The organism is Halomonas sp. KX33721 (assembly GCF_001596805.1).
In the GTDB taxonomy this organism is placed as follows: Bacteria; Pseudomonadota; Gammaproteobacteria; order Pseudomonadales; family Halomonadaceae; genus Vreelandella; species Vreelandella aquamarina.
In genome coordinates, this window is the sequence record NZ_LVIA01000026.1 from 71,567 (window position 1) to 98,549 (window position 26,983).

25 protein-coding genes, 1 pseudogene and 1 riboswitch are annotated in these 26,983 nt (G+C 58.8%); of the genes and pseudogenes, 14 read left to right on the plus strand and 12 right to left on the minus strand.

Annotated elements, in window-relative coordinates; translation table 11 throughout:
• Positions 1-51: 51 nt before the first annotated feature.
• Positions 52-1,035 (plus strand): LacI family DNA-binding transcriptional regulator, encoded by a 984-nt coding sequence (locus A3220_RS10610; protein WP_044629005.1) that lies wholly within the window; start codon positions 52-54, stop codon positions 1,033-1,035.
• Between the two features lie 139 nt (positions 1,036-1,174).
• Here the strand turns inward: A3220_RS10610 and cdd are convergent, their stop codons facing one another.
• The 7 genes and pseudogenes from cdd to A3220_RS10645 form a co-directional block, all read right to left on the minus strand.
• A complete protein-coding gene (gene cdd / locus A3220_RS10615; protein ID WP_044629006.1) occupies positions 1,175-1,582 on the minus strand; it encodes a cytidine deaminase in 408 nt (135 codons plus the stop codon).
• A 37-nt stretch (positions 1,583-1,619) separates the two neighbouring features.
• On the minus strand, positions 1,620-2,345 hold the full coding sequence (deoD, locus tag A3220_RS10620) for a purine-nucleoside phosphorylase (protein WP_062374771.1): 726 nt from the start codon (positions 2,343-2,345) through the stop codon (positions 1,620-1,622).
• 90 nt (positions 2,346-2,435) lie between these two features.
• Positions 2,436-3,680 carry a phosphopentomutase gene (locus tag A3220_RS10625; RefSeq protein WP_062374773.1) on the minus strand — a complete coding sequence of 415 codons (1,245 nt, stop codon included), beginning with the start codon at positions 3,678-3,680 and terminating at the stop codon, positions 2,436-2,438.
• Complete coding sequence (deoA, locus tag A3220_RS10630) at positions 3,680-5,032, minus strand: thymidine phosphorylase (RefSeq protein WP_062374774.1); 1,353 nt, start codon at positions 5,030-5,032, stop codon at positions 3,680-3,682. The genes A3220_RS10625 and deoA overlap by 1 nt, the downstream gene beginning before the upstream one ends.
• Positions 5,033-5,839 (minus strand): deoxyribose-phosphate aldolase, encoded by an 807-nt coding sequence (deoC, locus tag A3220_RS10635; RefSeq protein ID WP_062374776.1) that lies wholly within the window; start codon positions 5,837-5,839, stop codon positions 5,033-5,035.
• Positions 5,840-5,922: 83 nt separating this feature from the next.
• Positions 5,923-7,205 (minus strand): annotated as a pseudogene (locus A3220_RS10640) (NupC/NupG family nucleoside CNT transporter).
• Positions 7,206-7,239: 34 nt separating this feature from the next.
• Entirely contained in the window at positions 7,240-8,085 is an 846-nt protein-coding gene (locus A3220_RS10645) for an outer membrane protein OmpK (protein WP_062374778.1), read from the minus strand.
• 290 nt (positions 8,086-8,375) lie between these two features.
• Here A3220_RS10645 and A3220_RS10650 point away from each other — a divergent pair, with 290 nt between their 5' ends.
• From A3220_RS10650 to cyoE, 6 genes are all read left to right on the plus strand, one after another.
• The gene (locus tag A3220_RS10650) at positions 8,376-9,143 is read left to right on the plus strand and encodes a DeoR/GlpR family DNA-binding transcription regulator (RefSeq protein WP_062374779.1); all 768 of its coding nucleotides are present in this window, start codon (positions 8,376-8,378) and stop codon (positions 9,141-9,143) included.
• Between the two features lie 298 nt (positions 9,144-9,441).
• Positions 9,442-10,488, plus strand: coding sequence for a ubiquinol oxidase subunit II (cyoA, locus tag A3220_RS10655; protein WP_062374781.1), 1,047 nt, complete (start codon positions 9,442-9,444; stop codon positions 10,486-10,488).
• 2 nt (positions 10,489-10,490) lie between these two features.
• A complete protein-coding gene (gene cyoB, locus A3220_RS10660) occupies positions 10,491-12,518 on the plus strand; it encodes a cytochrome o ubiquinol oxidase subunit I (RefSeq protein WP_062374783.1) in 2,028 nt (675 codons plus the stop codon).
• Positions 12,518-13,129 (plus strand): cytochrome o ubiquinol oxidase subunit III, encoded by a 612-nt coding sequence (gene cyoC / locus A3220_RS10665; RefSeq protein ID WP_058575962.1) that lies wholly within the window; start codon positions 12,518-12,520, stop codon positions 13,127-13,129. Before cyoB ends, cyoC begins: the two co-directional genes overlap by 1 nt.
• Position 13,130: 1 nt before the next feature.
• Complete coding sequence (gene cyoD, locus A3220_RS10670; RefSeq protein WP_044629017.1) at positions 13,131-13,457, plus strand: cytochrome o ubiquinol oxidase subunit IV; 327 nt, start codon at positions 13,131-13,133, stop codon at positions 13,455-13,457.
• Positions 13,415-14,338: a heme o synthase gene (gene cyoE, locus A3220_RS10675; RefSeq protein ID WP_062374785.1), complete on the plus strand. Its 924-nt coding sequence runs from the start codon at positions 13,415-13,417 to the stop codon at positions 14,336-14,338. The genes cyoD and cyoE overlap by 43 nt, the downstream gene beginning before the upstream one ends.
• Before the next feature lie 116 nt (positions 14,339-14,454).
• On the opposite strand, the gene pta is transcribed toward cyoE, so the two are convergent.
• The gene (gene pta, locus A3220_RS10680) at positions 14,455-16,638 is read right to left on the minus strand and encodes a phosphate acetyltransferase (protein ID WP_062374786.1); all 2,184 of its coding nucleotides are present in this window, start codon (positions 16,636-16,638) and stop codon (positions 14,455-14,457) included.
• On the minus strand, positions 16,635-17,819 hold the full coding sequence (locus A3220_RS10685) for an acetate kinase (RefSeq protein ID WP_062374788.1): 1,185 nt from the start codon (positions 17,817-17,819) through the stop codon (positions 16,635-16,637). Before A3220_RS10685 ends, pta begins: the two co-directional genes overlap by 4 nt.
• A 153-nt stretch (positions 17,820-17,972) precedes the next feature.
• Between A3220_RS10685 and A3220_RS10690 the strand changes: the two genes are divergently transcribed.
• The 5 genes from A3220_RS10690 to A3220_RS16955 all read left to right on the plus strand — a co-directional run bounded on the left by A3220_RS10690 (position 17,973) and on the right by A3220_RS16955 (position 22,078).
• Entirely contained in the window at positions 17,973-18,893 is a 921-nt protein-coding gene (locus tag A3220_RS10690) for a DMT family transporter (RefSeq protein WP_062374790.1), read from the plus strand.
• 132 nt (positions 18,894-19,025) lie between these two features.
• The gene (locus A3220_RS10695) at positions 19,026-19,535 is read left to right on the plus strand and encodes a porin family protein (RefSeq protein WP_058575966.1); all 510 of its coding nucleotides are present in this window, start codon (positions 19,026-19,028) and stop codon (positions 19,533-19,535) included.
• Between the two features lie 186 nt (positions 19,536-19,721).
• On the plus strand, positions 19,722-20,783 hold the full coding sequence (locus tag A3220_RS10700) for an HlyD family secretion protein (RefSeq protein ID WP_062374792.1): 1,062 nt from the start codon (positions 19,722-19,724) through the stop codon (positions 20,781-20,783).
• Positions 20,773-21,891 carry a DUF2955 domain-containing protein gene (locus A3220_RS10705; protein WP_084812770.1) on the plus strand — a complete coding sequence of 373 codons (1,119 nt, stop codon included), beginning with the start codon at positions 20,773-20,775 and terminating at the stop codon, positions 21,889-21,891. The genes A3220_RS10700 and A3220_RS10705 overlap by 11 nt, the downstream gene beginning before the upstream one ends.
• A 28-nt stretch (positions 21,892-21,919) precedes the next feature.
• Positions 21,920-22,078 carry a CsbD family protein gene (locus tag A3220_RS16955; protein ID WP_084812772.1) on the plus strand — a complete coding sequence of 53 codons (159 nt, stop codon included), beginning with the start codon at positions 21,920-21,922 and terminating at the stop codon, positions 22,076-22,078.
• Positions 22,079-22,136: 58 nt separating this feature from the next.
• Here A3220_RS16955 and thiC read toward each other — a convergent pair whose 3' ends face one another.
• From thiC to A3220_RS10725, 3 genes are all read right to left on the minus strand, one after another.
• A complete protein-coding gene (thiC, locus tag A3220_RS10715) occupies positions 22,137-24,053 on the minus strand; it encodes a phosphomethylpyrimidine synthase ThiC (protein WP_062374795.1) in 1,917 nt (638 codons plus the stop codon).
• 23 nt (positions 24,054-24,076) lie between these two features.
• Positions 24,077-24,745 (minus strand): thiaminase II, encoded by a 669-nt coding sequence (gene tenA, locus A3220_RS10720; RefSeq protein WP_062374797.1) that lies wholly within the window; start codon positions 24,743-24,745, stop codon positions 24,077-24,079.
• Positions 24,746-24,826: 81 nt separating this feature from the next.
• Positions 24,827-24,958: riboswitch (TPP riboswitch) on the minus strand.
• Between the two features lie 91 nt (positions 24,959-25,049).
• Positions 25,050-25,994, minus strand: coding sequence for an integron integrase (locus A3220_RS10725; RefSeq protein ID WP_062374799.1), 945 nt, complete (start codon positions 25,992-25,994; stop codon positions 25,050-25,052).
• A gap of 225 nt (positions 25,995-26,219) precedes the next feature.
• On the opposite strand from A3220_RS10725, the gene A3220_RS10730 reads away from it, so the two are divergent.
• Positions 26,220-26,540 (plus strand): hypothetical protein, encoded by a 321-nt coding sequence (locus A3220_RS10730; protein ID WP_164834383.1) that lies wholly within the window; start codon positions 26,220-26,222, stop codon positions 26,538-26,540.
• A 122-nt stretch (positions 26,541-26,662) separates the two neighbouring features.
• Positions 26,663-26,977, plus strand: coding sequence for a hypothetical protein (locus A3220_RS10735; RefSeq protein WP_054641851.1), 315 nt, complete (start codon positions 26,663-26,665; stop codon positions 26,975-26,977).
• The last annotated feature ends 6 nt before the right edge of the window (positions 26,978-26,983 follow it).

The following is a 26,983-nucleotide window of genomic DNA, read 5'->3' on the forward strand; positions in this document are numbered from 1 at the left end:
TTTTCGGCCCCGCTTTTTGTACAATCAGGGCCCGACTGGCTGAGGCATGGCATGAAACAGAACAAACCGAGCGCGCAAACCGCCACCATTCGTGAAATCGCCCGGCGTGCCGAGGTCTCGATTGCCTCGGTAAGCCGGGCACTCAATGGCAAGCCAGGGATCAGCGACGCGCTGCGCGACAAAATCCTCACCATCAGCCGCGAAGTGGCCTATCAGCCCAGCGCGGCGGCGCGGCAGCTCATCAGCGGCAAAGCCGCCGTCGTAGGAATCTCCCTTGGGCGGCAAGATATCGAGCTGCGCCCTTACTATATTCTGCTCTACCAGCACCTGACCGTCGCGCTGCACCAGCAGGGCATGGTGCCGATCTTTTTCCACCACGACCAAACCCATGAGCTGCCAGAACGGGCGGGCGCGGCGATTTTGCTAGGGGAAACGGGTGAAGACGAGCGCCCAGGCGTGCTGCGCGCGGCGGACATACCGTTTGTACGCATTGGCAATGCGGGGGAAGGCTTTTCGGTGGCTCCGGACGATGTCTCCGGGCTATACCAGATCACTCAGCATCTGATTCAACAAGGGCGAACGCGGATTGCCTTTGTGGGCGGAGAGTTGGACGTACCGCGCCCCCACAGCCGCCTTTCCGGTTACCAGCAAGCGATGGCAGAGGCAGCGCTTAGCGAGCAGCTACTCAGCCTGCCCTATCGGTTTACGTCCGACTCGCTCACTAGCTACCGCTACCTTAACCGTATTCTCAACCATGACGATCCACTACCGTTCGATGCGCTGGTCTGCGCTACCGACGAGCTGGCGCTCGGCTGTGTCGCCGCGCTGGAAGATCGCGATATTCGTGTGCCCGAAGACGTGGCCGTTACCGGCTTTGACGACCTGCCTACCTTAGCTACAGGCTTAACCACCGTGCGCCAGGATATTGCGGCCATTGCGGCGATGAGTGTCGAGCTGTTGAGCGAAGCGCTGGCGGGAAAAGCGCCCCGGCACGTGTCGCTGCCGGTGGCGCTTGTGTTGCGAGAAACGAGCTAAGAAGACCCCGATTTACTATTACGCTTGTCCATACTGCGTTGAAATTAACCTCAAAATGCTCATTTACTATCTGTAAACTCCGCTTTTTCGGTTAATTTCGCCTTGTCTGGCCTGCGCTCATAACGTAAATCATGGCCTTCTAACGCCCCGGCAGCTGCTCCGGCCCAAAGGCATCGGGCAGCAGGCTGTCCATGGTGTAGGTTTTCAACACCTCACCCTGCTTGGAAAGCACCATGATTTGCGTGCTGGGGGTGGCGAACTCGCGAATGCGCTGGCGGCAGTCGCCGCAGGGCGTGCAGAGATGCTCGCCGGGGCCCATGACGTATACCTTGGCAAGCTCGCGCTGGCCAGCGGTAATCATGGCGGAAATGGCCGAGGCTTCGGCGCATAGCCCTTTGTAGTGGGCCACTTCCACGTTACTACCGGCAAACTGCTGACCATCCGGGCACTCCATGACCGCTGCAACCGGGTGGTTGGAGTAGGGCGCGTAGGCGTTGCCCAGGGTGGTCAACAGCGTGTCTACCAGGGCCTGATCCGCTTGGCTCATGGCGTTATCCTCTCAGTGGGCGCTTGATTCCAAGCGGTTAAGCGCTGGCAGCGTCGTCGCGTAGAACGGTGTCGAGCGCAATCACCATCATGTCGTTGAAGGTGGTTTGACGGTCGGCGCTGGAGAGCGAGTCGCCTTTCAGAATGTGGTCAGACACGGTGCAGATGGTCAGTGCGCGGGCACCGAACTCGGCGGCTACGCCGTACAGGCCTGCGGCTTCCATCTCAACGCCCACAATGCCGTAGCGCTTCATCAGCTCGGCCATGTCGGTTTGCGGGTTGTAGAACAGGTCCGCTGAGAAGATGTTGCCCACTTTCACGGCGACGTTCTGCGCTTTGGCGGCGGCGACGGCGTGGCTTGCCAGTTCAAAATCGGCAATGGCAGCGAAGTCGTGGTCGTTAAAGCGCATGCGGTTCACTTTGGAATCGGTGCAGGCACCCATGCCGATCACCACGTCACGCACGTTCACGTCGTCGCGCACCGCGCCGCAGGAGCCGACGCGAATGATCGACTTCACGCCGTAATCGGTAATCAGCTCTTTGGCGTAAATGGAGACGGAAGGAATACCCATGCCGTGGCCCATTACGGAAATCTCGCGGCCTTTATAAGTGCCGGTGTAGCCGAACATATTGCGCACATCGTTTACTTGGCGCACGTTCTCCAGGTACGTATCCGCGATGTACTTGGCGCGCAGCGGGTCGCCGGGCATCAGTACGGTATCAGCGAAATCGCCCTTCTCGGCATTGATATGTGGGGTAGCCATGAAACTCTCCTCTCTGAATAGGGAGCCTGAACCCCGCTCTGCGGAGTTCAGGCCGTGCACGTTGACGTGCCAATGATGCGTTATCGGCGCTTAGGCCGCGTCAGGTAAAAAACTCTCGCCGTCGGCCATGGCGTCTACGGCAAAGAAATCCGCCAGGGTTTGGCCAATGTCGGCAAAGGTGCCGCGCTCGCCCAGCGGGCCGGGGGCGAAGCCTGCGCCGCGCACCATGATCGGCACGTATTCGCGGGTGTGCTCGGTGCCTTCCCAGCTAGGGTCGCAGCCGTGGTCGGCGGTGAGCAGCAGCAGGTCGTCGTCGTTGAGCGTGGCGAGCAGCTCCGGCAGGCGGGCATCGAAGTGCTCCAGCGCAGCGGCGTAGCCCGGCACGTCCCGGCGGTGGCCATAGACCGAATCGAAATCGACGAAGTTGGTCATGATCATGGTCGGGCGGTCACTGGTTTCGTTGGCGGTGCGCGCCACTTCCGCCAGGGTGGCCTCCATCAGCGCGTCGTGGCCGCTGGCTTTGACTTTATGGGTAATGCCGCAGTGGGCGTAGATGTCGGCGATCTTGCCAATCGACACCACTTCACCGCCGGCCTCAGCCAGCTTTTGCAGCACGGTGGGGCTGGGCGGCTCAACGCTGTAGTCGCGGCGATTGCCGGTGCGGGCAAAGCTTTCGCGGTCGTCGCCGATAAACGGGCGGGCGATGACGCGGCCAATGTTGTAGGGCTCCAGCAGCTCGCGCACGGTTTCGCACAGGGCATAGAGACGCTCTAGGCCAAAGTGCTCTTCGTGGGCGGCAATCTGGAACACGGAGTCTGCGGAGGTATACACAATCGGCTTGCCGGTGGCGATATGCTCTTCGCCCAGGCGGGCAATGATTTCGGTGCCCGAGGCGTGGCAGTTGCCGATTACGCCGGGCAGGTCGGCTTCTTGAACGATGCTATCCAGCAGCGCTTGGGGAAAACTGTTGGTTTTGTCGAGAAAGTAGCCCCAGTCAAAGCGCACCGGCACACCGGCAATTTCCCAGTGGCCGGACGGGGTGTCTTTCCCGCTGGAGATCTCTTTGGCGTGGGCGTAAGCGCCGTTCAACTGCTCGGGCAGGCTGACGCCTTCCGCCACGCTACCGGTGGCATCCCGGTGGGCGTGGAACAGGCCGAGCGCGGCCATATTGGGGAGCTTCAGCGGACCGGAGCGCTCGGCGGTATCGGCCTCGCCGCGCGCGCAGGCGGCGGCGATGTGGCCCAGGGTGTCAGCCCCCTGGTCACCGAATTTGTCGGCGTCCGGCGCACTACCGATTCCAAAAGAGTCGAGTACTAAAACAATGGCACGGCGCATTAGGCTTCTCCTCGGAAGGTCTCTTGCAGCAGTGTGTCGGCGGTGGCTTCAGCGTCGCCGACGGTGACCGCCGCGCGTAGCTGGGCGGCGGCACGGGCGGCGGCCTCTTCGGTGCGGGCGTGGACGATGGCCAGCGGGCGCTGGCTATCCACGCGGTCGCCGATTTCGACGATATCGCTAAACCCGACGCTGTGGTCGACGCTGGCGTCGTTACGCAGGCGACCGCCGCCCAGTTCCACCACGCTCATACCTACGGCGCGGGTATCGAAGCGCTGTACGATACCGCTCTGCTCGGGGTACACCGCTTGAATCACCGGGGCGGTGGCCAGGTAGCTGTCCGAGCGCTCCATAAAGTCGGCGGGGCCGCCTAGTTCGCGCACCATGCGGGCGAAGACTTCCGCCGCCGCGCCAGAGGTGAGCGCTTTATCGAGCTTGGTGAGGGCTTCTTCGCGGTTAGCCACCAGCTTACCCGCAATCAACATCTCAACGGCGAGTTCGCGGGTGACTTGCATCACGCGGCTGTTGGCGCGCTCGCCGCGCAGTAGCGCCAGGGTTTCGACGATCTCTACCGCGTTACCGGCACAGGGGGCCAGCGGTTGGCTCATATCGGTGAGCAGCGCGGTGGTGGGCGTGCCCGCTTGGGTCGCGACATTGGCGATACTTTTCGCTAGCTCGCGGGATTTTTCCGGGGTGGGCATAAATGCGCCGCTGCCCACTTTAACGTCCATCACCAGGGCATCCAGGCCAGAGGCCAGCTTCTTGCCCAAAATAGACGCGGTGATCAGCGGAATAGATTCCACGGTGGCGGTCACGTCGCGCACGCCGTAGATGCGCTTATCCGCCGGGGCGAGGTTGCCGGTTTGGCCGATAATCGCCACACCGGTGGATTTTACGACATCGCTGAAGCGCTCGGGCGCGGGGTAGGGGTCGTAGCCGGGGATTGATTCCAGCTTGTCCAGCGTGCCGCCGGTGTGGCCCAGGCCACGGCCAGAAATCATCGGCACGAACGCGCCGCAGGCAGCGACCCAGGGGCCGAGCACCAGCGATACCAGATCGCCCACGCCGCCGGTGGAGTGCTTGTCCACAATCGGGCCGGGCAGGTTGAGGGAATCCCACTGCATGACGTGGCCAGAATCGCGCGTCGCGGTGGTCAATGCCACGACTTCTTCGCGGCTCATGCCGTTTAAAAACACCGACATGGTGAAGGCGCCAATCTGCGCGTCGCTGATGCGGTCGTCGGCGATGCCCTGTACGAAGGCTTTGATCTCTTCAGCGGGAAGCGGCTGGCCGTCGCGCTTCAGGCGAATCAGTTCTTGGGGGAGCAGGGCGTGGTGAGATGCGTTTGACGACATTTAGTAGCCTCCATTGGTCGCGGCATCGGCATTGCCGTTTAGCGTGTTCAGTAGGTTCGTCAGTAGGCTGGATGCACCGAACCGGAAGTACTCGGGCGTCACCCACTGCGGGCCCATGATGTCGGCAGCCAGCGCCAGGTACTGGGCCGCTTCTTCGGCGGTGCGAACGCCACCAGCGGCTTTGAAACCGACATTTTTACCGCTGGCTTTGATGGCTTTTAGCATGATCTCGGCGGCTTCCAGGGTAGCGTTGACCGGTACTTTACCGGTGGAAGTTTTGATAAAGTCCGCGCCACCTTCGATGGCCAGCTCGCTAGCGCGTTGGATAAGCGCAGGCTCTTTGAGTTCGCCAGATTCGATGATGACTTTTAGCTGGGCTTGTCCGCCGCAGGCGGCTTTACACATTTCTACCAGCTCGCGGCCGGTCTCTTCGTCGCCTGCCATTAGCGCGCGGTAGGGGAACACTACGTCGACTTCGTGAGCGCCAGACGCCACGGCTTCGCGGGTTTCACGGGCAGCCCCCATGATGTCGTCGCCGCCGTGGGGGAAGTTAGTCACGGTGGCAATCTTGACTTGGCCGTCCAGCTTGTGGGCACTCAGGGCGCGGGCAGCGGTGACGATGAACTGCGGATAAACGCAAACCGCCGCCGGGTTGCCGAACGGCGTCTTCACCTGCTGGCACAGCGCTTCGATCACGCTGTCGGTGTCGCTGTCGTTCAGGCTGGTCAAATCCATCAGCGTCAACGCTTGGCGAGCGGCTTGGGTGAGTTGGGCTTGAGTGAACTGGGGGGAGGCAGTCGCGTTCATGAAATTCTCGCAAATCAATAAAAGACAAAACGGGCACTGCGAAAACATAGCAGCGCCCGTTGCATGGTGTCGTACTCGCTGCGTTAAGCCGTCAGGTTGCCCAGCGCAATAAAGAAGCCAGCAATGGATGCCGACATCAAGTTAGAGAGCGTACCGGCCAAAACGGCTTTCACACCGAAGCGGGCAATCTCTTTGCGACGCGTGGGCGCAATGCTACCCAAGCCGCCCAGCAGAATCGCAATGGACGACAGGTTGGCAAAGCCACACAGTGCAAAGGAGAGTATCGCCATGGTGTGCGGGGTCATCATCTGACCTGTAGCCGCCACCACCTGTTCCCCATCGATGTAGGGGGCGAGGTTGATATAGGCCACGAACTCGTTTACCACCAGCTTTTGGCCGATGAAAGAACCTGCCAGCGTTGCCTCTTCCCAGGGCACGCCGAGCAGGAACGCCAGCGGCGCAAACAGCCAGCCGAGAATCAGCTCGAGGCTCAGCGATTCAAAGCCGAACCAGCCGCCAACGCCGCCTAAAATGCCGTTGATCAGCGCGATCAAGCCGATGAACGCCAGCAGCATGGCACCCACGTTGGCCGCCAGCATCAGGCCGGAGGTCGCGCCGGACGCCGCGGCATCCAGTACGTTGGTAGGCTTGTCGTCCTGCTCTTTCAGCTCTTCATCGACCTTGGAAACGCTGTCGCTATCTTCCACGTTCTGGGTTTCCGGCATGATCAGCTTGGCGAACAGCAGGCCGCCAGGCGCCGCCATGAACGAGGCCGCCACCAGATACTCCATGGGAATGCCCAGCGCTGCGTAGCCTGCTAGAACGGAACCGGCTACCGAGGCTAAGCCACCACACATCACCGCAAATAGCTGCGAAGGCGTCATGCGAGCAATAAACGGACGCACCACCAGCGGTGCTTCGGTTTGGCCGACAAAGATGTTCGCAGTCGCAGAGAGCGATTCGGTGCGCGAGGTGCCCAGTGCTTTTTGCAGTGCGCCGCCCAGAATCCGAATGACCCACTGCATGATGCCTAGGTAGTAGAGCACGGCAATCAGCGACGAGAAGAAGATGATGACCGGCAGTACTTTGATAGCAAAGACAAAGCCGACGTTTTCCACATCGCTAGGCCGCCAAACAGGAAGCCGATACCGTCGTTAGCAAACACCAGTACCTGGCTAACACCGGCGGAAATGGTTTGCAGCACCGCCTGGCCGAACGGCACGTAGAGCACGAATGCACCGATACCGGCCTGGATAGCAAAAGCACCCAGTACGGTGCGCAGCCGAATCGACTTGCGGTCATAAGAGAAGATTAGGGCGATGGCCACCAGGGTGACCATACCAACCAAGCTCATGATGAGGGTCATGGGAGTACCTTCGGATCGTGAGGAGTGGGAGCGATTACAGCAAGTTCAACTTAACTGAGTAGATCATCGCATTTTGGTAAGCGTCCGGGGTACCCAGTTTATTCTCTGAGTAGCGGTACTGCACGCCCGTGGTGATCAGATCAGACGGGTGCCACCACAGGCTCAGTGCGCCGTTGGTACCTACGCTGCCTGCTTTATCGCCCACGTAGTTCTGGGTCAGGTACTCGTCATCACGGCCAAACGTCTGCTCGTGCCAGTTGATCACGCTGAAGTTTTGGTTCAGAGCGGTGAAGTCGTAGCCCGCGACCCAGCCAGCCATAAAGCCGTTCATGCCAGTGTAGCTATTGCTCTGTACCCGCGCGGCGCCGATGAACGGTTTGAACCATAGGCCGTTATCGAGCGTGGTGCGGTAGCCAAGACCCAGAATTTGGTCTTGCTCGCGAAGTTCATAGCCGTAGTCGCGGAAATCGTACAGGTGGGCGTACAGCGAAAGTGGGCTGTCACCCAGGTAAATGTGCGAGGTCACTTTGCCGGAGGTACGGAAGTTGTCTTTACCGCCACTGGCTTGGTCGAACTGATCGTTAGTGGGGTTCTCGAAATCGAAGAAGCCGTAAAATTCGCCCCAGCTAAAGCCAACGCCGCCTTCGATTTCAACATACGTAAAGTCGCTTTTCGCTGCGTTGCTAGCAGTGCGCGCTTCGGTGCCGTTCGACCAGTCCAGGTAGTTGACTGAAACGTTGGCAAACGACCAAAGGCGGTCAAGGGTGTGCGGCTCGGCATCGTCGGCAAACGCTGGAGTTGCCAAGGCAGCTCTTGTCAGTAAAACGCCAGCGCCAAGCGTGACGAACGAAGAAGAACGAGAGTGGGATAAAGCAGTCATGGAAGCCTCAACAGGGTTATATTACGGTACCAGAGCAACTGGCGTACCGACGTTGTGGGTCGTGTAGGCTGGCGTAATGTTAAAATTATAACATTGAGTGTTATTTTTTTAACGTTGATTTGCAAGCATTGTCACATCAACGCTGTTTAAATGTGATAAGCGCATCACGGGTGGGTGACGCCAGTGAAAAGAGTGCGCAGTAGTGGAAATTGGCAGGGCCCTAGCTCAGCATAGGATGCCTGGCGGGGCGCAATGCCGATAACAAAATGAATCATAAGGAGATGCCGGACATGAACGATCGCAGCGCACAGCGCATGGCCATGCTGCAAGAAGCGCTGGCCAGCGGGGGAACCCTGCATCTTCGAGATGCCGCCGAGCTGTGCGGCGTCTCCGAAATGACCATTCGACGGGATCTCTCGACGCAGCCGTCGGCCATTAGCCTGTTGGGTGGGCGATTGGTGATGGCCAGCTACCCCGGCGTGACGCCGGTATACGATTTGACCGAGCAGCAGGCGAGCCATTACCAAGTCAAACAGCGCCTTTGCCAGCGCGCGGCCAGCTTCATCGAAGAGGGCGATACGCTGTTTATCGACTGCGGCTCCACGCTCATTCCACTGCTGGGTCAGCTTAGTCGTTTCCGAGAGCTAACCGTGGTGACTTATGCCCTCAACGTAGCCAACGCCGTCGCTGGGCTGCCCAATGTGCGCCTCGTATTGCTAGGTGGGCTTTTCTACGCGTCCTCTCAATCGTTTGGCAGCGACGGTATGGGCGCGGCCATCGAGCGCTTGGGCATCAACAAGGCGCTGATCTCTGCTGCCGGCGTGGATTGCGAACGAGGCGTAAGCTGCTTCCATTTTCACGAAGTAGGGCCAAAGCAAGCGGCCATTGCCACGGCAATGCAGCGACTGTTGGTGGTCGATGCCAGCAAATTTGGCGTGGTTCGCCCGGCCTATTTTGCCTCGCTGGAAGACTTCGATGTCATCGTCACCGACGACGAGCGCGCCCCTGGTTTGCTGGAGCGCCATCCGCTGCCCGCGCTTAACGTCACGCTCGCCTAATGAAAGACGGTCGAAGCCCCGTATCGCCCTCTTCAAACCGGTGCGCGGGGTGCGGCATAACGTCTCTTTCTGATTGACTCAGATCAATAGAAAATACTTTAGTCTTAGTTGATGCGCATCAGCGCAGGCCGAGGCTCGCCACCAACCCCATGCGGTGGCGCATATTTTTCCCGGAGCAACGCTTACGCTCTCACTGTTCTGGGAAAAGTATGGGGTGATAGTTAGCTTGCTATATAGCTGGCTAGTTAGCTAGCCAAACAGCAGGCTGTTTTAGACAACTCTCTGATGAGATCACACCATGCAACTACCTACCCACTGGCGCAGGCGAGGCACGTTTGTGCTCGTCGTATTGTGCTTGCTGTTAACGGGCTGCAGTTCTGCATTGCTGGATCCGAAGGGGCAGATTGGCGTTGAGCAGCGCTCGCTGATTCTGACCTCCTTTGGGTTGATGCTGATCGTGGTCATTCCGGTCATCGTGATGACGCTTTTGTTCGGCTGGCGTTACCGCCGCAGCAACCGCGTTGCCAAGTATCTGCCGGATTGGGCGCACTCCAATGCCATCGAGGCGGCGGTTTGGACCGTTCCCTGCTTGATCATTGCTGTTCTCGCCTTTCTTACCTGGAAAACCTCCCACAGCCTGGACCCCCACAAGCCGCTTGAGAGCGACGTGGCGCCCATGGAGATCCAAGCCGTGGCGCTGGATTGGAAGTGGCTGTTCATCTATCCCGAACAGGGCATTGCTAGCGTCAATGAACTGGCGTTCCCGGTAGATACCCCAGTGCGCTTCCGAGTGAGTTCTGGCTCGGTAATGAACGCGTTCTTCATTCCACGTTTAGGCAGCCAGATTTACGCCATGGCGGGCATGGATAACGACGTTCACCTGATTGCCGACGAAGAGGGCGTCTACCCCGGCCGTTCCACCAACTACAGCGGCGCTGGCTTCTCTGGGATGACCTTCGATGCCCACGTCACCTCTCCGGCGGAATTCGATGCCTGGGTGGAAAACGTGCGCGCAGCCGATGACACCCTTACCTTCCCTGAAGGCTACAACGCCCTGGCAGAGCCGAGTGAATACCACCCGGTGGAGTACTTCTCGGCGGTCACGCCCGAGCTGTATGAGTCGGTTGTCAGCAGCTTCCACGGTGGTGACGGCAGCGGGCACGGCGGTCATGCAAGCCACGGTGATGCCATCAGCGATGCCCACGAAAGTCACGGTGAATCCAGCGAGCTAGAGAGCGCCAGCGCTTCTCAACAGCAGGCCGCGATCGGCCACGTTACCAATCAGCATGCAGGTGATGACCACGCCATGGGCGGCCATCCCACAAGCGTTGAAGCGGGGGGTTAAGCATGTTTGGAAAACTCACGTTAGAAGCAATTCCGTATCACGAACCGATCATTATGGTCGTTGCTGCCTTTATGGCGATCGGGGGTGCCGCGCTACTTGGCGCATTGACGTATTACCGTAAGTGGGGCTGGCTGTGGAACGAGTGGTTTACCTCCGTTGACCACAAAAAGCTCGGCATTATGTACTTTGTGGTGGCCTTGGTGATGCTGCTTCGCGGCTTTGCCGATGCGATTATGATGCGTACCCAGTTGGCCATGGCGGCCGGTGGGGCTGCTGGTTATCTCCCTCCTGAACACTACGATCAGATCTTTACCGCCCACGGCGTAATCATGATCTTCTTCGTTGCGATGCCCATGGTCATCGGCCTGATGAACCTGGTGGTGCCGCTGCAAATCGGCGCCCGCGACGTTGCTTTCCCGTTTTTGAATAACCTGAGTTTCTGGCTGTTCGCTGTCTCGGCGATTTTGGTCAATATTTCCCTCGTGGTAGGGGAGTTCGCCAAAACCGGCTGGCTCGCTTATGCGCCTTTATCGGGGATAGAGTTTAGCCCTGGGGTGGGGGTTGATTACTGGATATGGGCACTGCAAATATCCGGGATAGGCACCACGCTCACCGGCATCAACTTCTTCGTCACCATTCTGAAAATGCGCACCAAAGGCATGACCCTGTTCCGCATGCCGATTTTTACCTGGACGTCGCTGTGCGCCAACGTCCTGATTATTGCCTCGTTCCCGATTCTGACTGCGACCATCGCGCTGCTAACCCTTGACCGCTACTTCGGTATGCACTTCTTCACCAATGACTTTGGCGGCAACATGATGATGTACGTCAACCTCATTTGGGCCTGGGGTCACCCGGAAGTGTACATTCTGATTCTGCCGGCCTTTGGCGTGTTCTCTGAAGTCATCGCCACCTTCGCCCGCAAGCGCCTGTTTGGTTACAAAACCATGGTCTGGGCCACGGTGGCGATCACGCTGCTGTCGTTCATCGTCTGGTTGCACCACTTCTTCACCATGGGGGCCGGTGCCAACGTCAATGCCTTCTTCGGCATCATGACGATGATCATTGCCATCCCCACCGGGGTGAAGGTGTTCAACTGGCTGTTCACTATTTTCCGCGGCAGCCTAGAGCTGACCTCGCCAGTGCTGTGGACTCTGGGCTTCATCATCACCTTTACCCTAGGCGGTATGACCGGCGTCATGCTGGCGTTACCGGCAGCCAACTTCGTGTTGCACAACAGCCTGTTCGTGATTGCCCACTTCCACAACGTGATCATTGGCGGCGTGGTGTTCGGCATGATGGCGGGCCTGACCTACTGGTTCCCCAAAGCGTTCGGCTTCACGCTGAGCGAGAAGTGGGGCAAGCGCTCGTTCTGGTGCTGGTTCATCGGCTTCTACGTCGCGTTCATGCCGCTCTATGTCTTGAGCTTCTTCGGTGCCGTGCGCCGTATGCAGTCCTACGCCAATCCTGAGTGGCAACCCTGGATGATTCTGGCTTGGGTAGGTGCCGTGATCATCATGATGGGGATTGCCTGCACCATCATTCAGTTCTGGGTCAGTATCCGCGACCGCAAGCTGAATGCAGATCTAACCGGCGACCCCTGGGATGGCCGCACGCTGGAGTGGTCGACCTCTTCTCCTGCGCCGTTCTACAACTTTGCTCGCCTGCCGGAAGTCGGTGACATCGACAGCTTCTGGTCGCAAAAGCAGCGGGGTAACGAGCAGTTGGACGAAGCGCCCTACACCGATATTCACATGCCGCGTAACACCGTGGCGGGGCCGGTCATCAGCTTCTTCGCGCTGATTCTAGGCTTTGCGCTGGTGTGGCATATCTGGTGGCTGGCAGCCGTGGGTGCATTGGGCGTCGTCGTCAGTTTCATCGCCCGTGTATTCAACGAAGATATCGACTACTACGTGCCCGCCGCCGAAGTGGCGCGCATCGAGCGCGCGCACGAAAAGCGCAAAACGTCTGCGCCGAGCAGCGCAGCGTCTGACCGTGAACAGACCAACTATGTGGAGGCACGCGCGTAATGGCCACCGATACCCTACATCATGGCGCCGCGTCCGAGCCCCATGAGCACCACGACGCGACCGGCACGAAAGTATTTGGCTTCTGGGTCTACTTGATGAGTGACCTGGTGATCTTCGGGTCACTGTTCGCTACCTACGCCGTGCTGATGAAAGGCACGGCCGCCGGGCCAACGGCGGCAGATATTTTCGAGCTGCCCTTTGTGCTGGTGGAAACCTTTCTGCTGCTGTTCAGTAGTTTCACCTTTGGCATGGGCGTACTGGCGATGAATGCCGAGCGCGTCGGCCAAGTAAAAGCGTGGCTGGCGATCACCTTCTTGCTCGGTGCCGCGTTCGTCGGTATGGAAGTGTACGAGTTTCAGCACTTGATTCATCAGGGCTACGGCCCTGATCAGAGCGCGTTTCTCTCGTCCTTCTTTACCTTGGTCGGCACCCACGGCCTCCACGTGACCGTTGGTTTGGTGTGGATTCTAGTGATGCTGGTGCAGCTTTCGACCATGGGCATCACCCCGATGACACGTCCGCGGATTCTGTGCCTGAGCCTGTTCTGGCACTTCCTGGACATCGTGTGGATCTGCGTGTTCTCGTTCGTTTATCTGATGGGAGTGCTGTGACATGAGTCATTCATCATCTTCAACGTCTTCCCACGGCAGCGTTAAATCGTATGTGACGGGGCTTCTGCTATCTTTAGTGCTAACCGTGATTCCGTTCGCGGTCGTTATGAGCGGTGCGTTGAGCACCGCCACGACGGTGGTGGTCATCGCTATAACAGCCGTGCTGCAGATTTTGGTCCAGCTGGTCATGTTTATGCATATGAATACCAAAGCCGACGAAGGCTGGAACGTGATGTCCTTCGTTTTCACACTGACGATACTCGTCCTGGTGGTAGGGGGCTCGTTATGGATCATGCAGCATCTGCATCTCAACATGATGATCGGCTAAACGTGGCGCCGAGCCGCTGGCGCGACGTGCTGGCGCTTACCAAGCCGGGGATCATTGGTGGCAACTTGATTGCGACCTTGGGCGGCTACTTTTTAGCCGCTCACGGCACCTTCGATTGGGTCACCTTTGCCTCGGTGATGATGGGCATTGCCCTGGTGATTGCTTCGGGCTGCGCCTGTAACAACGTCATCGACCGGGATATTGATGCACTGATGGCGCGTACGCGCCATCGCCCGCTCGCCAAGGGGCGTATCTCGATTACCCAGGCACTGGGTATTTCGGCGCTGCTGGGCGTGGCGGGGATCGTGTGCCTGGCATTGGGCACCAATGGCTTGACGGTGGCGCTGGCGGTGATTGGCTGGGGCGTGTATGTCGGGGTCTACAGCCTCTACATGAAGCGCCACTCCGAGTACGGCACGCTGGTGGGCAGCCTTTCCGGGGCCATGCCCCCTGTGGTGGGCTACTGTGCCGTCACGGGGCAGTTCGATAGCGGTGCGCTGATGCTACTGGTGATTTTCTGCCTGTGGCAAATGCCGCACTCCTATGCCATTGCGATTTTCCGCTATGCGGATTATCAGCGGGCATCAATTCCGGTGCTGCCGGTGGTGCACGGGATCAAAATGGCCAAGCATCACATCCTGGGCTATATCGTGGCGTTCATTCCCGCCTCGCTGGCGCTGGTACTGGCCAGCCAGGCAGGGATGGGGTATCTGTGTGTGGCGCTGGTCATGGGCGGCTACTGGCTCTACCTCGCACTGCGCGGTTATCGGTTAGATGACGATGTTCGTTGGGCCAGGAAAGTGTTTGGGGTCTCTATTCTGACGATCACTGCGATGAGCTTAGTGATGGTGCTGGAAGCCATGGTGCCGATGTGGGTGTAATGCCTAACAACGATTGAACCTGACGCAAAACTTGAAACGCCCCGAACAGTGAACTGTTCGGGGCGTTCTTTTTAGCGCGGCTTTCAGCGGATACGTATACAGGGCTCGGGGAGTGCTTAGCCTTTCCGCTGGCTGGCCTGAATCGCGGTGAGGGCGATGGTGTAGACGATGTCATCCACCAGGGCGCCGCGGGACAGATCGTTCACCGGCTTGTTCAGACCTTGCAGCATCGGGCCCACGCTGACCACTCGGGCGCTACGTTGAACGGCTTTGTAGGTGGTGTTGCCGGTGTTGAGGTCGGGAAACACGAACACGGTGGCCTTGCCCGCCACGGGGGAGTCGGGGGCTTTTTGCTTGCCCACGCTTTCGATGGCGGCGGCGTCGTACTGCAGTGGGCCGTCGATGGCCAGGTGCGGCGCGCGCTCCTTGGCGATGCGGGTCGCTTCGCGGACTTTATCCACGTCGGCGCCGGTGCCGGAGTCGCCGGTGGAGTAGCTGATCATCGCCACCCGGGGCTCGATACCGAAGGCCTCGGCAGAGCGCGCGCTCTGCAGGGCGATTTCCGCCAGGGTTTCGGCGTCCGGGTCCGGGTTCACCGCGCAGTCGCCGTACACCACCACTTGCTCGGGCAGCAGCATGAAGAAGATCGACGACACCTGGTTGTACTCCGGGGCCGTCTTGATCAGCTGAAACGCCGGGCGAACCGTGTTGGCGGTGGTGTGTACCGCGCCCGACACCAGGCCATCCACTTCATCGAGCTGCAGCATCATGGTGCCCAGCACCACGTTATCCTGAAGCTGCGCTTCGGCGGTCAGCTCGTTGAGCTTGCCGCGACGGCGCTCCACCATCGGGCCAATGTAGCTGGCGCGGGTGCTTTCCGGGTCGATGATGGTCAGCGCATCGGGCAGCGTGAGGCCACGGTGATGGGCGACGCTCTCGATATCTTCGCGTTTGCCCAACAGTACGCAGTCGGCAATGCCACGGCGCTGGCAGATGATTGCCGCCTCGATGGTGCGCGGCTCGTCGCCTTCCGGCAGCACGATGCGCTTTTTGGCTTGCTGAGCAAGCTTCACCAACTGGTGGCGGAACGCCGACGGCGAGAGGCGGCGGGTGTAGCCACGGCTCAGCTTGGCTTTCAGCCACTCCAGGTCCATGTGTGCCGCCACGAAGCGGGCCACCTGCTCGGCGCGCTCGAAGTCATCCATGGGGATTTCAGTGCTGAGCTGGCTCAGGTTTTGCGCCGTGGTCAGGCTGTCGGTTTCTACCGCCAGCACCGGCAAGCCGGTTTTCAGCGCCGGGCGGCACATCTCAATCATGCCCTCGTTGGGCAAGAAACCGTTGGTGAGTAAAACGCCCGCCAGCTGGGTGCCGTTCATGGTGGCCAGCGCCGAGGCCAGCACCACGTCATCACGGTCCCCGGAGGCGACCACCAGACTACCCGGCGTGAAGATATGCAGCGCATTGGCCGCACTTCTGGCACACAGGCTGGTAGAGAGGACGCGGCGGCTGGCGGCTTCACCTTCGTTGAGCATCTTGGCATTCAGCGCCCGGGCTACGTCTAGCGTGCGCGGAGCGCTCAGGGTCTTGCTGTAGGGTACCACGCCAATCAGGTGGAAGCGGTCGGTGGCTAGCGCCGGGGAGTAGCGTCGCAGTTCGTTGAGTACCGGCTCTTCCAACTGCGGCTTGATGGTGCCCGGTGCAGCGGAAAGATCATCCTCCTGACCGTAGGGCAGGTTTTTCATGCGCATCAGAATGCCGCCCAAGGTGCGGCTGGAGCTGACGCCGCCAAAGCTTCGAGCGTGCATATCCAGCTCTTCCGCCAGCGTCTGGGGCTCGTTGAGATCCCCGGAGCCCACCAGAATGATCCGCGCGTTCAGCGCATGAGCGAGCTGCACATTGGTTTGAGTGGCGTAGGTGGTGTGCTGGGTCGGCACGACGCCTTCCACCACCACCAGGTCCAGAGCGCTACCGTCGCGGTACGCCTGCTGGGTGACCTGCTCGTACAGCTCGACGACGTTTTCCATCAGCTCGTCGGTTTGGTCGTCGCGTAGCAGCCGCTCCAGGCGTGCCTGGGAAATAGGCGAGGGCGGGCGCTGGTTCAGCGTCCGCGAGACCAGCGCCGTCGAGCGGTCAAGGCCCGGGCCGTTCAGCTCGTTCTGCATGAACGGCTTCAGAAAGCCGGCTTTCAGGCCAATGGTGTCCAGCGCCTGAATCAGGCCCAGACAGGCCGAGGTCAAGCCTGCCCCCATGCTGGTGGGGACAAGCAGAATGGCTTGGGGTTGCTCGGGGGAGCTGTTCATTCAGGGGTCTCCACGCAGTGGCGGGTTTCCATGGCAATGCGGCCCTCTTCATCGGTGGGGATCACCCACACTTCCGGGCCTTGATGACCAGCGCTATCCAGCTTGCCCTCTTTGCCACGGATGGTGGCTTCATTGGCCGCTTCATCTAAGCTGAAACCAAAGTGGGGCAGCAGGGCCAGCACTTCACGACGTACGATAGGCGAGTTTTCGCCAATACCGCCAGTGAAGATCACGCCGTCTAACTTAGGTAATGCACAAGACAGCGCCGCCAGGGATTTGGCAATGCGGTAACAGAAGACGTCCAGCGCCAACTTGGCGCCAGGGTGCCCGGCCATGGCTTGGTCTTCTACTTCGCGCATATCGTTGGTCAGGCCGGAAAGCCCCAGCAGGCCGCTCTGCTTGTTCAGTACGTTATCGATTTCATCTAGCGACCAACCTAACTGGCGGTGCAGATGCGCATGCAGGCCGGGATCCACGTCGCCGCTGCGGGTGCCCATCACCAGGCCTTCCAGCGGGGTAAGGCCCATGCTGGTATCCAGGCTCTGGTTGTTCCACACGGCGCTGGTGGAGCAGCCGTTGCCCAGGTGAGCGGTAAGCCAGCCGCCTGCGCCACGGCTGCTCAGCTCGCCAGCGCGCTGGCTAACAAAGGCGTGGCTGGTACCGTGGAAACCGTAGCGGCGAATGCCGTGCTCGGTATACAGCGCTTCCGGCAGTGCATAGCGATAGGCGCGGGGCGGCAGCGTCTGGTGGAACGCCGTATCGAACACGGCCACCTGAGGCAGGTCCGGAAACACCTTACGAGTCGCGGCAATGCCCGCTAGGTTGGTGGGGTTATGCAGCGGTGCTAAGGCAGCGGTGGTCTCGATGGCCTCGATCACACTGTCATCGATCAGCGCTGCTTGGGTGAAGTGCTCGCCACCATGAACGATGCGGTGGCCCACGGCCCCCGGTACGCGACCTTCCAAACGCTGAAGAATGGCGTTCAAGGCGTCGGCGTGGTCAGCATTCGGCAGCGGTTGGGTAAAGCTTTCACCGGCGCTGTCTTTACCTTTCAAGCGGGCGTCGCTGCTGCCTAAGCGCTCCGCTAGCCCGGCCAAGCGTGGTGCCTGCGGGTCCGCATCGATCAAAGCGTATTTAATAGAAGAAGAGCCACAGTTAATGACCAGCACCGGTGCGTTCATAACCACCTTTGTAACGTAATGAGGAAGTTAAGGGAATAGACTTTAGTTTAACATGCTGCGACGCGGAAAATCAGCGAAGAATTTAGTTAGCCTTCTATGTAAAATGTCGGCATCCTGTTCCTTATATAACCCATCGTGAGCCGTTTTGTTCTTATGTCCTCGATTTCTAGCACTAAGCTGTTACCCCGCCATCTGGCCATTCTGTTAATGATGACCGTGGCGACCATGTTCGCTGCTAACCACGTTTCAGCCCGTCTGGCCTTCGATAACGGCACAGGGCTGCTATTGGCAGTGTTGATGCGCTCGGGCGTTGCCTGCTTGATTCTACTCTCGCTGGTGATTCTGCAGAAAAAGCGCCTTTGGCTGCCTGCCGGAACGTGGCCCTGGCAGCTGGCGGTGGGGCTACTCATTACGCTGCAAAGCGTTAGCCTTTACTCTGCCGTCGCGCGTCTTCCGGTGGTGATTGCTTTGCTGTTGGTGAATACCTTCCCCATTCAACTGGCGCTGATTAGCTGGGCGCTGGGCGGGCCTAGGCCTTCTTTACGTAGCTGTCTGATCATGGGCACCATTTTGATCGGCCTTCTGGTGGTGCTGGATATTCCCAGCTGGGTGGCTAACGCCGATGCCATGGGCCCTGAATGGCTGGCAGGCATTGGTTTTGGACTACTAGCGGCCTTTGCGTTTGCCTGCGCGTTGTGGGTCACCGAGCATCGCCTGTCTGGGGTAGGTAGCACGCTGCGCAGTCTGCTGACCATGCAAACCGTGTTCATCGCCATGATCATTGGAGGGTTTCTCGGGGCCATGCCGGGCGGTATGAGCCTGCCGGATAACAGTACTGGCTGGATAGGGTTAACGCTACTGGCGCTGCTGTACGGTAGTGGATTCTCGATTCTGTTTATTTTCGTGCCCCGGCTAGATATGGCCCGCAACGCTCCAGTGATGAACTTCGAGCCGGTGGCGTCGCTGTTGATAGCCTATCTGGTACTGGGCCAAATGCTCAGCCCTAGCCAACTCGTGGGCGGCGCGGTGGTGGTTGGGGGCATCGTCGTACTGAGCCTTTCCAAAGGGCGTTAGAAAACGTCATCAACAGCGCAAGAAAAAAGGAAACTCGATGCAAGTGCCAGTAGGTGAATTGCGTTCTTCATGGGCCTAGGCCACACTTCGAAAGCGTAAGGAAACACTGTTTTTTTAACTGAGGTGATCCCCATGAAGATGACCGTACTATCACTGACCTCTGCAGCGCTTCTGTTAGGTGCAGGTGCGTTTGCGGCATCCGCCCAAGCCCAAGAATCTTTCCAATACCCACAAGGATACGTGGGTGGCGATGCCATGTTTTGGAGCCTCAACCCTGACCGTGGCGACTCCCGTGACGATGTCGGCCTACGCCTGCGCGGTGGTGCCCAATTCAACGATTATTTCGCCCTCGAGGGCCACCTAGGCACCGGCGGTTCGGATCGCGGCGCCGATCTAGACCATCTGGCGGGTGCGTATGCTAAAGGCATCCTCCCGGTAGCGCCCAACTTCCGTCTTTACGGTTTAGCGGGTTTCTCCGAGGTCGAGATCAGCGATAATCGCGAAAGTGGTCTCTCTTACGGCGCGGGTGCCGAGATGGATATTGCTAACAACGTCTCGATTGGTGCCGACTACATGCGCTACCTGGACGAGTCCGCCTACGATTTCGATGCGGCGAGCGTAGGCCTTCGCTACCGCTTCTAACACGGCAAGCGTTTAGCGCTTATTCATCAAGGGAATAGGACCCCGCTGACCGAGCACAGACTCGGCAGCGGGGTTTTTTTTACGATTATTGTTAGCGTGCTAATAAATTTGTTAGACTAAGGTATTCCATCTAACGCTACCCCGAGTGCACGTGACCGCTTGGGGGCCAGTGAACGAGTAATACCCATGACCCCTGATCAACGATTTACCCGCTGGGTGAAAATAGCCCTGGCGGCGTTTGTAGTGCTGTTCGTCTATTTCTTACTCGCCGATAGCTTTATGCCCATGACTCCGGAAGCGCGCGCGATGCGGCCCGTGACGCGTATTGCGCCGGAGCTCAGCGCGCCGGTGAAAGACGTGGTGGTGCGGGACCATCAGCGGGTGAACGCGGGCGATGTGCTGTTTCAGCTAGATACGACGCCGTTCGAGCTGGCACGCCAGCAGGCTGCGCTGAATCGCGAGCAGGCCGAGCAGGAGAACGCTCGGCTAACCGCCGAATTGGCGGCGGCGCGAGCCTCGCTGGCATCAGCTCAAGCCACGTTCGAAGAGCGCAGCGGTGAGCGCCACCGCGCTGAGGCGTTGTTAGGGCGGCAGGGCATCTCCCGCCAGCAGTACGAGCAGCAAGTGGCCGCCGAGCATACGGCCCAAGCTGCCGTGACGTTTGCCCGCGCGCAAATCGATAGCCTAGAAGTGCAGCTAGGTGAAGAGGGCGACGCCAACCTGCGGCTGCGCCAGGCCGACAATGCGCTCGCCCAAGCCGAGTTAAACGTGGCCCGTGCCACGGTAAGAGCGCGGGAGGCGGGCGAAGTCACCAACCTGCAGCTACAGCCGGGGGATTACGTACAGGCCGGCCAGCCCGCCGTGGCGCTGGTGGCCAGCCGTGTCGACGTCGTGGCCGATTTTCGCGAGAAAAGCTTGCGCCACGTGAAGGAAGGCGACGAAGCAACGGTGGTGTTCGATGCGCTGCCGGGACGACTGTTGGCAGGCCACGTGAGCGCGTTCGATGCCGGTGTGCGGGAAGGGCAGCAAGTGGCCGACGGGCAGCTGGTGGACATTCCGACCTCCGACCGCTGGGTGCGCGATGCCCAGCGGGTGCGTATTCACATCACGCTGGACGAGCCTTTGGACGAGCTTCCGCCCAGCGGCGCGCGGGCCACGGTGCAGCTAGTGCCCGGCGAGCACGCGCTGGCCAAGCCGTTTGCCTGGCTGCAGGCTCGGCTCGTGAGCTGGCTTCATTATGTCTACTAAATCGCCTACTCAATCAAGTGCGCGTACGGGAACATCCGCTACGCGCTCAGTGCCCGCTTCCTCGGCGCTCAGTCAGAATGGGTTTAGCCAGAACGGACTTAGCCAAAACGGACTGCGCCAGTGCCTGCGGGTCGCGGGCGGCGGCACCTTGGGGTTCATCATCAGCCAATTGATGGGCTGGAATTACGGCGTCTTCTTTACCGTATTCCCGATGTTCTTGCTGGGGTTGGTGCCGGTGCTGAATGGCTCGATCATTCGCCAGTTTCTCTCCAACGTGAGCCTCAACGTGCTGGAGGTGAGCCTGGTGGTCGGGCTGTTAAAACACATGCCCGTGGTGATGACGCTGGTAGTGCTGGGGCTGTTTTTGCTGCGTTTCAACTTAATGGCCAAAGGCCCGCTGTTTCTGTTTGGTGCCAACGGAGTATTGACGCTCAGCATACTGCTGCACTTTGCCAGCTACCCCAGTGTGGATTTGAGCGACCTGTTGGCCAGCAACCTCATGGCCAGTGTGCTGGCGGTGTTCATCGCCATGCTAATGTACACCCTGTTCCCCGATAGGGAACCCCGCCAACCGCCACCCAGAGGCAGCAAATCGACGGCGCAAATCCGCCATGAAACCCTGATTGGCGGCATCACCGCCACGCTTTCGTTCGTAGTGTTTCAGGTGCTCGATCTGCGCGGGTCGCTCTCGGCGCAAATGGCCACCATCTTGATTCTGTTTACGCTGGGCTACTTTGGCGCGCAGGTGTCGGCGGCCAAGCGCGCGGTGGGCACGCTCTTGGGCTGTAACCTCGCGCTGGTGATGCAGCTGGCGCTCTACACCCAAAGCCACCACTTTGTGCTGGTGATTCTGCTTTATTGGCTGGGTTTGATGCTGTTTGCGCGGGAGCACATCTTGGAAGGCGGCGGTTCCGGCATCGGGTTTGGCGGGCTCACCACCATGGGCATTCTGTTCGGCCAGTCGTTGGGGCCACAGCAGGACTTGGTCTACAGCGCGCTGTATCGCTTTTCGTCCATGAGCATAGCGCTGATCGGCACGCTATCGGTGATGATTTGTCTGCACTATCTGCTCAACCGCTGGGAACCTACTCGCCTGCTCGAAAAGTAGTTGAGGTGATTTTTAACGACGGACTACGCTGAAAAGAGCCGCCGGGAAAGCTAAAGAAGCCGCAGGTAAGGCCACCGGCAGCAGCAAAGCCGCAGTCAAAGGCAAAGCCCAGCAAGCCAAAGGCGAACTGCAAAAAGGTAAAGGCGATGCCAAGGAAGGGGCCAAGAAGAACAAGAAGAAAAAGTGATGCTTGTTGCGCAAAAGGGACAACCGGAGCCCATGGCTCCGGTTGGGGTGTCACAGGGCTACACCTCCTGGTACAGCTCGCTGCCTTCCCGGCGGAACTTCTCCGCCTGCTCCTGCATTCCGCGTTTCACCGCTTCGGCATCGCCTTCAGCGGCGTTTTCCGGGGTGCGGTCGCGGTAGGTGTCGCGCACTTCCTGGCTGATCTTCATGGAGCAGAACTTCGGCCCGCACATGGAGCAGAAATGCGCCACCTTGGCGGAATCCTTCGGCAGGGTTTCATCGTGGTACTCCCGCGCGGTATCCGGGTCTAGGCCCAGGTTGAACTGGTCTTCCCAGCGGAACTCGAAGCGCGCTTTAGAGAGCGCGTTATCACGGCGCTGCGCCGCCGGATGGCCCTTGGCCAAATCCGCCGCGTGGGCGGCAATCTTGTAGGTGATGATGCCGGTTTTTACGTCATCTTTATTGGGCAGGCCCAAGTGCTCTTTCGGCGTCACGTAGCAGAGCATGGCGCAGCCAAACCAGCCAATCATCGCCGCCCCAATGCCAGAGGTAATGTGGTCGTAGCCGGGGGCGATATCCGTCACCAGCGGCCCAAGCGTATAGAAGGGCGCTTCGTCGCAGTACTCCAGCTGCTTGTCCATGTTCTCTTTCACCAGGTGCATGGGCACGTGGCCGGGGCCTTCGATCATCACCTGCACATCGTGCTTCCAGGCAATGTGGGTGAGTTCGCCGAGGGTTTTCAGCTCCGCCATTTGCGCTTCATCGTTGGCATCGGCAATCGAACCGGGGCGCAGGCCGTCGCCGAGGGAGAACGCCACATCGTACTGCTTGCAGATCTCGCAGATCTCTTCGAAGTGGGTGTACAGGAAGCTCTCCTGATGGTGATACAAACACCACTTCGCCATGATGGAGCCGCCACGGCTGACGATACCGGTGACGCGGTTGGCGGTGAGCGGCACGTAACGCAGCAGTACCCCGGCGTGGATAGTGAAGTAATCCACCCCCTGTTCCGCCTGCTCGATCAGCGTATCGCGGAAGATCTCCCAGGTGAGGTTTTCGGCGATGCCGTTGACCTTTTCCAGCGCCTGATAAATAGGCACCGTACCAATCGGCACCGGCGAGTTGCGGATGATCCACTCGCGGGTTTCATGGATGTTCTGGCCGGTGGAGAGATCCATGATGGTATCCGCCCCCCAGCGGATGCCCCAGGTCATCTTGTCCACTTCCTCCTCGATGGAAGAGGTGACCGCCGAGTTGCCTAGGTTGCCGTTAATCTTCACCAGGAAGTTGCGGCCAATGATCATCGGCTCGCTTTCCGGGTGGTTGATGTTGTTGGGAATGATCGCCCGGCCACGGGCCACCTCATCGCGCACGAACTCCGGCGTGATCTCCTTGGGCAGGCTGGCGCCAAAGCTCTGGCCTGCATGCTGATGGCCCAGAATGCGCTCTACTTCTGCCGTTCCCAACGCCTGGCGGCGCTGGTTTTCCCGCAGAGCGATGAACTCCATTTCCGGCGTGATGATGCCCTGGCGGGCGTAGTGCAGCTGGGTCACGTTCTTGCCCGCTTTCGCCCGGCGGGGCGTGCGGGTTAAATCAAAGCGCAGCTGGGCAAGCGTTGGGTCGTTGGCGCGGCGATTGCCGTATTCCGAGGTCGGGCCATCCAAAAACTCGGTGTCGTTGCGCTCTTCAATCCAGGCCCGGCGAAGCTCCGGCAGGCCTTGGCGCAAATCGATATTGGCGCTGGGATCGGTGTAGGGGCCGGAGGTGTCGTACACCAGCAGCGGCGGGTTCTGTTCATCCACGCCGCTGGTTTTGGTGGGCGAGAGAGTGATTTCCCGAAACGGCACGCGAATATCTGGCCGCGAGCCTTCCACGTACACCTTGCGCGAGCCGGGCAGCGGCGCCACGGCGGCGGCATCGACCTGGGCGGTTTCGGCTAAAAAGTGGGCGGTTTTGCTTTTGACGGTCTTAGTCATGACGGTTTCCTTGTTGTTGGTCATTATTCAGAAAGGTCTAAACCCATCTGCCAGAAGTCGATTTCCAGGCGGGTGGCATCGCGGAAGATTTTGCTCAGCTCAGCAAAACGGGCGGGGGTAACATCCGCCAAGCGGGCATCGAGCCACGCAAGCTCCGCTTGCATAGCAGCTTGGAACTCCTCGCCTTCGTACATGGCGATCCAGGCATCAAACGGGTTTTGCGCGCCGCGCAGCGTGGAAGGCTGCGCGTTCAGCCAGTTGGCGATTTCGCCGTAGCCCACCAGGCACGGGGCCAGCGCCACGTGCAAATCGAGCAGGTCGCCGCGGTTGCCGGTATCCAGCACATAGCGGGTGTAGGCCAGCGTAGCGCGGGCTTCGGGGAGTTCGGCAAGCTCCTGCTCGGAAATCCCCCACTCCTGACAAAAGCCCACGTGCAGGCCCAACTCCACGTCCACGATGGCTTTCATGCCTTCGTGGGCTTGGCGTAGATCTGCCAGGGTGGGGCTTTTGTAAGCGGCTAGCGCATAGGCGCGGGCGAAGTGGATCAAGAACAGATAATCCTGCTTCAGGTAGTGGCGAAACGATGCCTCAGGCAGCGTGGCGTTGCCCAGCTGGTGCACGAAATCGTGCTCGATATACGCGCGCCAATCGTCCTGGCAAGCGGTGGTGAGATCGGTAAAGCGGTAGCCCATGATGCCTCCGGTGGTACAGCGAACCGGCGCACGGGCGAAGGGAGAGTGAGTTGGGGCAAGGTATCAGGTGAACACGGCGCATCCCAACCACCGCTTGATTCCTACGCCGGTACTAGCCGGATCAGGTTCAACGGGCCCCGCCGTGACGACTTGCTGCAGCAGCCAGCCGTATAGCGATCTCAGCCGGTTCCACCGGCACCCCGTCAAGCAGTATTCAGCGCAGTGTAGGAGGCGAGAGGGGGAGATGCAAGGGGCGTTAGCTTGATCGAACACACGGGGTTCATGGAAGCATAACTGCCCTTCACTAACCCAATGGACTTCTGACACCCGCAAACCCATTGCCTAGCACATGGGTATATATTTGGGTGGTCTCGATACTTTTATGGCCCAGCAGCTCTTGAACAGTGCGAATGTCAGTACCTTGGCTTAGTAGCTGAGTGGCGAAACTGTGCCGCAAAGAGTGGCATGAGCCAGGGCGTGTTAAAGAAGATGAGCGCATGGCATATTTGACGGCTTTTTGGACGGCAGAGGCATGAATGTGATGTAGAACGACGCGCCCCCTCTCATCGAAGCAAGGCCTAGAGGAAGGGAAAAGCCACTGCCATGCAAGTGAAATACCCGCGTTCGGGTATTTACGGTCCAGAGCATATGGCAGTGACACAGGAGTAGCGTTGGCTTCAAGGCGAGCGTTCAGTTGTTGTTCTGCCATTTGTATATGCGTATGTAATGGCTGGACGCAAGAAGGCGGCAGTAGCGTGGTGCGGTCTTTGTTGCCTTTGCCTGCATACACCGTGATGATTTGCCTTGAGAAATCAATATCTTTGACGCGAAGCCGACAGGTTTCGGAGACACGTAAACCTGAGCCGTACATCAGTGAGGCCATGAGAAGCATAGAGCCAGACAAGTGCTGAAATACCTCCATTACTTCCTGATGAGAAAGCACCACTGGTAAGCGCTGAGGGCGCTTAGCTCGGCTAAATTGACCAATCTCGCCAAGCGGTTGGTCCAGCACATGGCGATAAAGGAAGACGATGGCATTGAGTGCTTGATTCTGTGTAGCCGCTGCCACGTGCCTTTCGATTGCCAGATACTCCAAAAATTGCCGTACTTCATGACCTGTTAGCGTGGCAGGGTGACGTAAGTTGTTGAACCGAATGTAAAATCGAATCCAGTAACAATAGGTTTTTTCGGTGCGTAAGCTATAGCGCTTGACCCTCATGGTTGCCTTGACGCGTTCCATCAGTTTCATGGGAGAATGCCTTAATAATGCTGTATGTAAAAATAGTATTATTGGGGCGAGCAAAACGCGCAAGCCTGCGAATTTTGGCTACATCGCCAAAATTCTCTTTGCACGCTGTAGAATCAATGAGGTAGATTCAATTTGGTGGCTATGAAACCTCAGTCATTGTGATGTCACGTTCATTGAGGTTTCATGGCAGGGCGTATAATCACTGTTATGTTTTAAGGAGGTAGTTTGAGTAAAGTCGTTGGACGCTGGCGAATTAAGTGGATGGAAATGTGGGATCAAGACTTTGTTGATCTTATCGAGCCCGGATACTTCCAGTTCGATGAAGATGGCCTCGGCTTTTTTGTATTCGGAGCAGTTGAGGGCCAAATCGACTACCGCATTCCAGATGATGGAGGGCGAGTCGAGTTTTCTTGGTCTGGAAATGATGATGGTCGTGAAAAGTCTGGCCGTGGTTGGTTTCAGTTTTCATCTTCAAATTCAGCGAAAGGGGAACTCTTCATTCATTGTGGAGACGAGTCGGCCGTAGAAATCGAATATCAAACATAACCAGGCGCGGCACTCGGATGCCTTTGTCTCCGCTTCGCTACGTCAAAGTCACCGGTGCGCTAAGCGTTAACCCTTGTGACCAGTATCTTGCAAAACTCCGTCAATGACGTATATTGACTGTCATGTTTACCATCATCGAAACCCCTACATTTGAAGCAGATGCCAGAAAAATCTGGACTGAGGAAGAGCGAAGCGCTTTCTTTGCCTGGCTTGCGGCAAGTCCGGAAATTGGTGACCCCATTCCGGGTAGCGGCGGATGTAGAAAGGTTCGTTGGTCGGTAGCGGGTTCAGGGAAGCGCGGTGGGGTGCGAGTCATTTACTTCACCAAGTTGGCAAATGGTGAGATCTGGTTATTGGTGATCTACAAGAAAGCCGTCAGGGGCAATATACCCGCTCATATCCTGAAGTCGATTCGTGAGGTATTGGAAAATGAGTGACGAGAC

Bases quoted from the DNA above. Each gene is read 5' to 3' on its own strand.
- A3220_RS10650 (WP_062374779.1), top strand. From the start codon at position 8,376: ATGAACGATCGCAGCGCACAGCGCATGGCCATGCTGCAAGAAGCGCTG.
- tenA (WP_062374797.1), bottom strand. From the start codon at position 24,745: ATGGGCTACCGCTTTACCGATCTCACCACCGCTTGCCAGGACGATTGG.
- cyoB (WP_062374783.1), top strand. From the start codon at position 10,491: ATGTTTGGAAAACTCACGTTAGAAGCAATTCCGTATCACGAACCGATC.
- thiC (WP_062374795.1), bottom strand. From the start codon at position 24,053: ATGACTAAGACCGTCAAAAGCAAAACCGCCCACTTTTTAGCCGAAACC.
- A3220_RS10610 (WP_044629005.1), top strand. From the start codon at position 52: ATGAAACAGAACAAACCGAGCGCGCAAACCGCCACCATTCGTGAAATC.
- cyoA (WP_062374781.1), top strand. From the start codon at position 9,442: ATGCAACTACCTACCCACTGGCGCAGGCGAGGCACGTTTGTGCTCGTC.
- A3220_RS10690 (WP_062374790.1), top strand. From the start codon at position 17,973: ATGTCCTCGATTTCTAGCACTAAGCTGTTACCCCGCCATCTGGCCATT.
- A3220_RS10700 (WP_062374792.1), top strand. From the start codon at position 19,722: ATGACCCCTGATCAACGATTTACCCGCTGGGTGAAAATAGCCCTGGCG.
- A3220_RS10625 (WP_062374773.1), bottom strand. From the start codon at position 3,680: ATGCGCCGTGCCATTGTTTTAGTACTCGACTCTTTTGGAATCGGTAGT.
- A3220_RS10695 (WP_058575966.1), top strand. From the start codon at position 19,026: ATGAAGATGACCGTACTATCACTGACCTCTGCAGCGCTTCTGTTAGGT.
- deoC (WP_062374776.1), bottom strand. From the start codon at position 5,839: ATGAACGCGACTGCCTCCCCCCAGTTCACTCAAGCCCAACTCACCCAA.
- deoD (WP_062374771.1), bottom strand. From the start codon at position 2,345: ATGGCTACCCCACATATCAATGCCGAGAAGGGCGATTTCGCTGATACC.
- cdd (WP_044629006.1), bottom strand. From the start codon at position 1,582: ATGAGCCAAGCGGATCAGGCCCTGGTAGACACGCTGTTGACCACCCTG.
- A3220_RS10725 (WP_062374799.1), bottom strand. From the start codon at position 25,994: ATGAAACTGATGGAACGCGTCAAGGCAACCATGAGGGTCAAGCGCTAT.
- cyoE (WP_062374785.1), top strand. From the start codon at position 13,415: ATGGATCATGCAGCATCTGCATCTCAACATGATGATCGGCTAAACGTG.
- A3220_RS10645 (WP_062374778.1), bottom strand. From the start codon at position 8,085: ATGACTGCTTTATCCCACTCTCGTTCTTCTTCGTTCGTCACGCTTGGC.
- A3220_RS10735 (WP_054641851.1), top strand. From the start codon at position 26,663: ATGTTTACCATCATCGAAACCCCTACATTTGAAGCAGATGCCAGAAAA.
- deoA (WP_062374774.1), bottom strand. From the start codon at position 5,032: ATGTCGTCAAACGCATCTCACCACGCCCTGCTCCCCCAAGAACTGATT.
- cyoC (WP_058575962.1), top strand. From the start codon at position 12,518: ATGGCCACCGATACCCTACATCATGGCGCCGCGTCCGAGCCCCATGAG.
- cyoD (WP_044629017.1), top strand. From the start codon at position 13,131: ATGAGTCATTCATCATCTTCAACGTCTTCCCACGGCAGCGTTAAATCG.
- A3220_RS10685 (WP_062374788.1), bottom strand. From the start codon at position 17,819: ATGAACGCACCGGTGCTGGTCATTAACTGTGGCTCTTCTTCTATTAAA.
- pta (WP_062374786.1), bottom strand. From the start codon at position 16,638: ATGAACAGCTCCCCCGAGCAACCCCAAGCCATTCTGCTTGTCCCCACC.
- A3220_RS10705 (WP_084812770.1), top strand. From the start codon at position 20,773: ATGTCTACTAAATCGCCTACTCAATCAAGTGCGCGTACGGGAACATCC.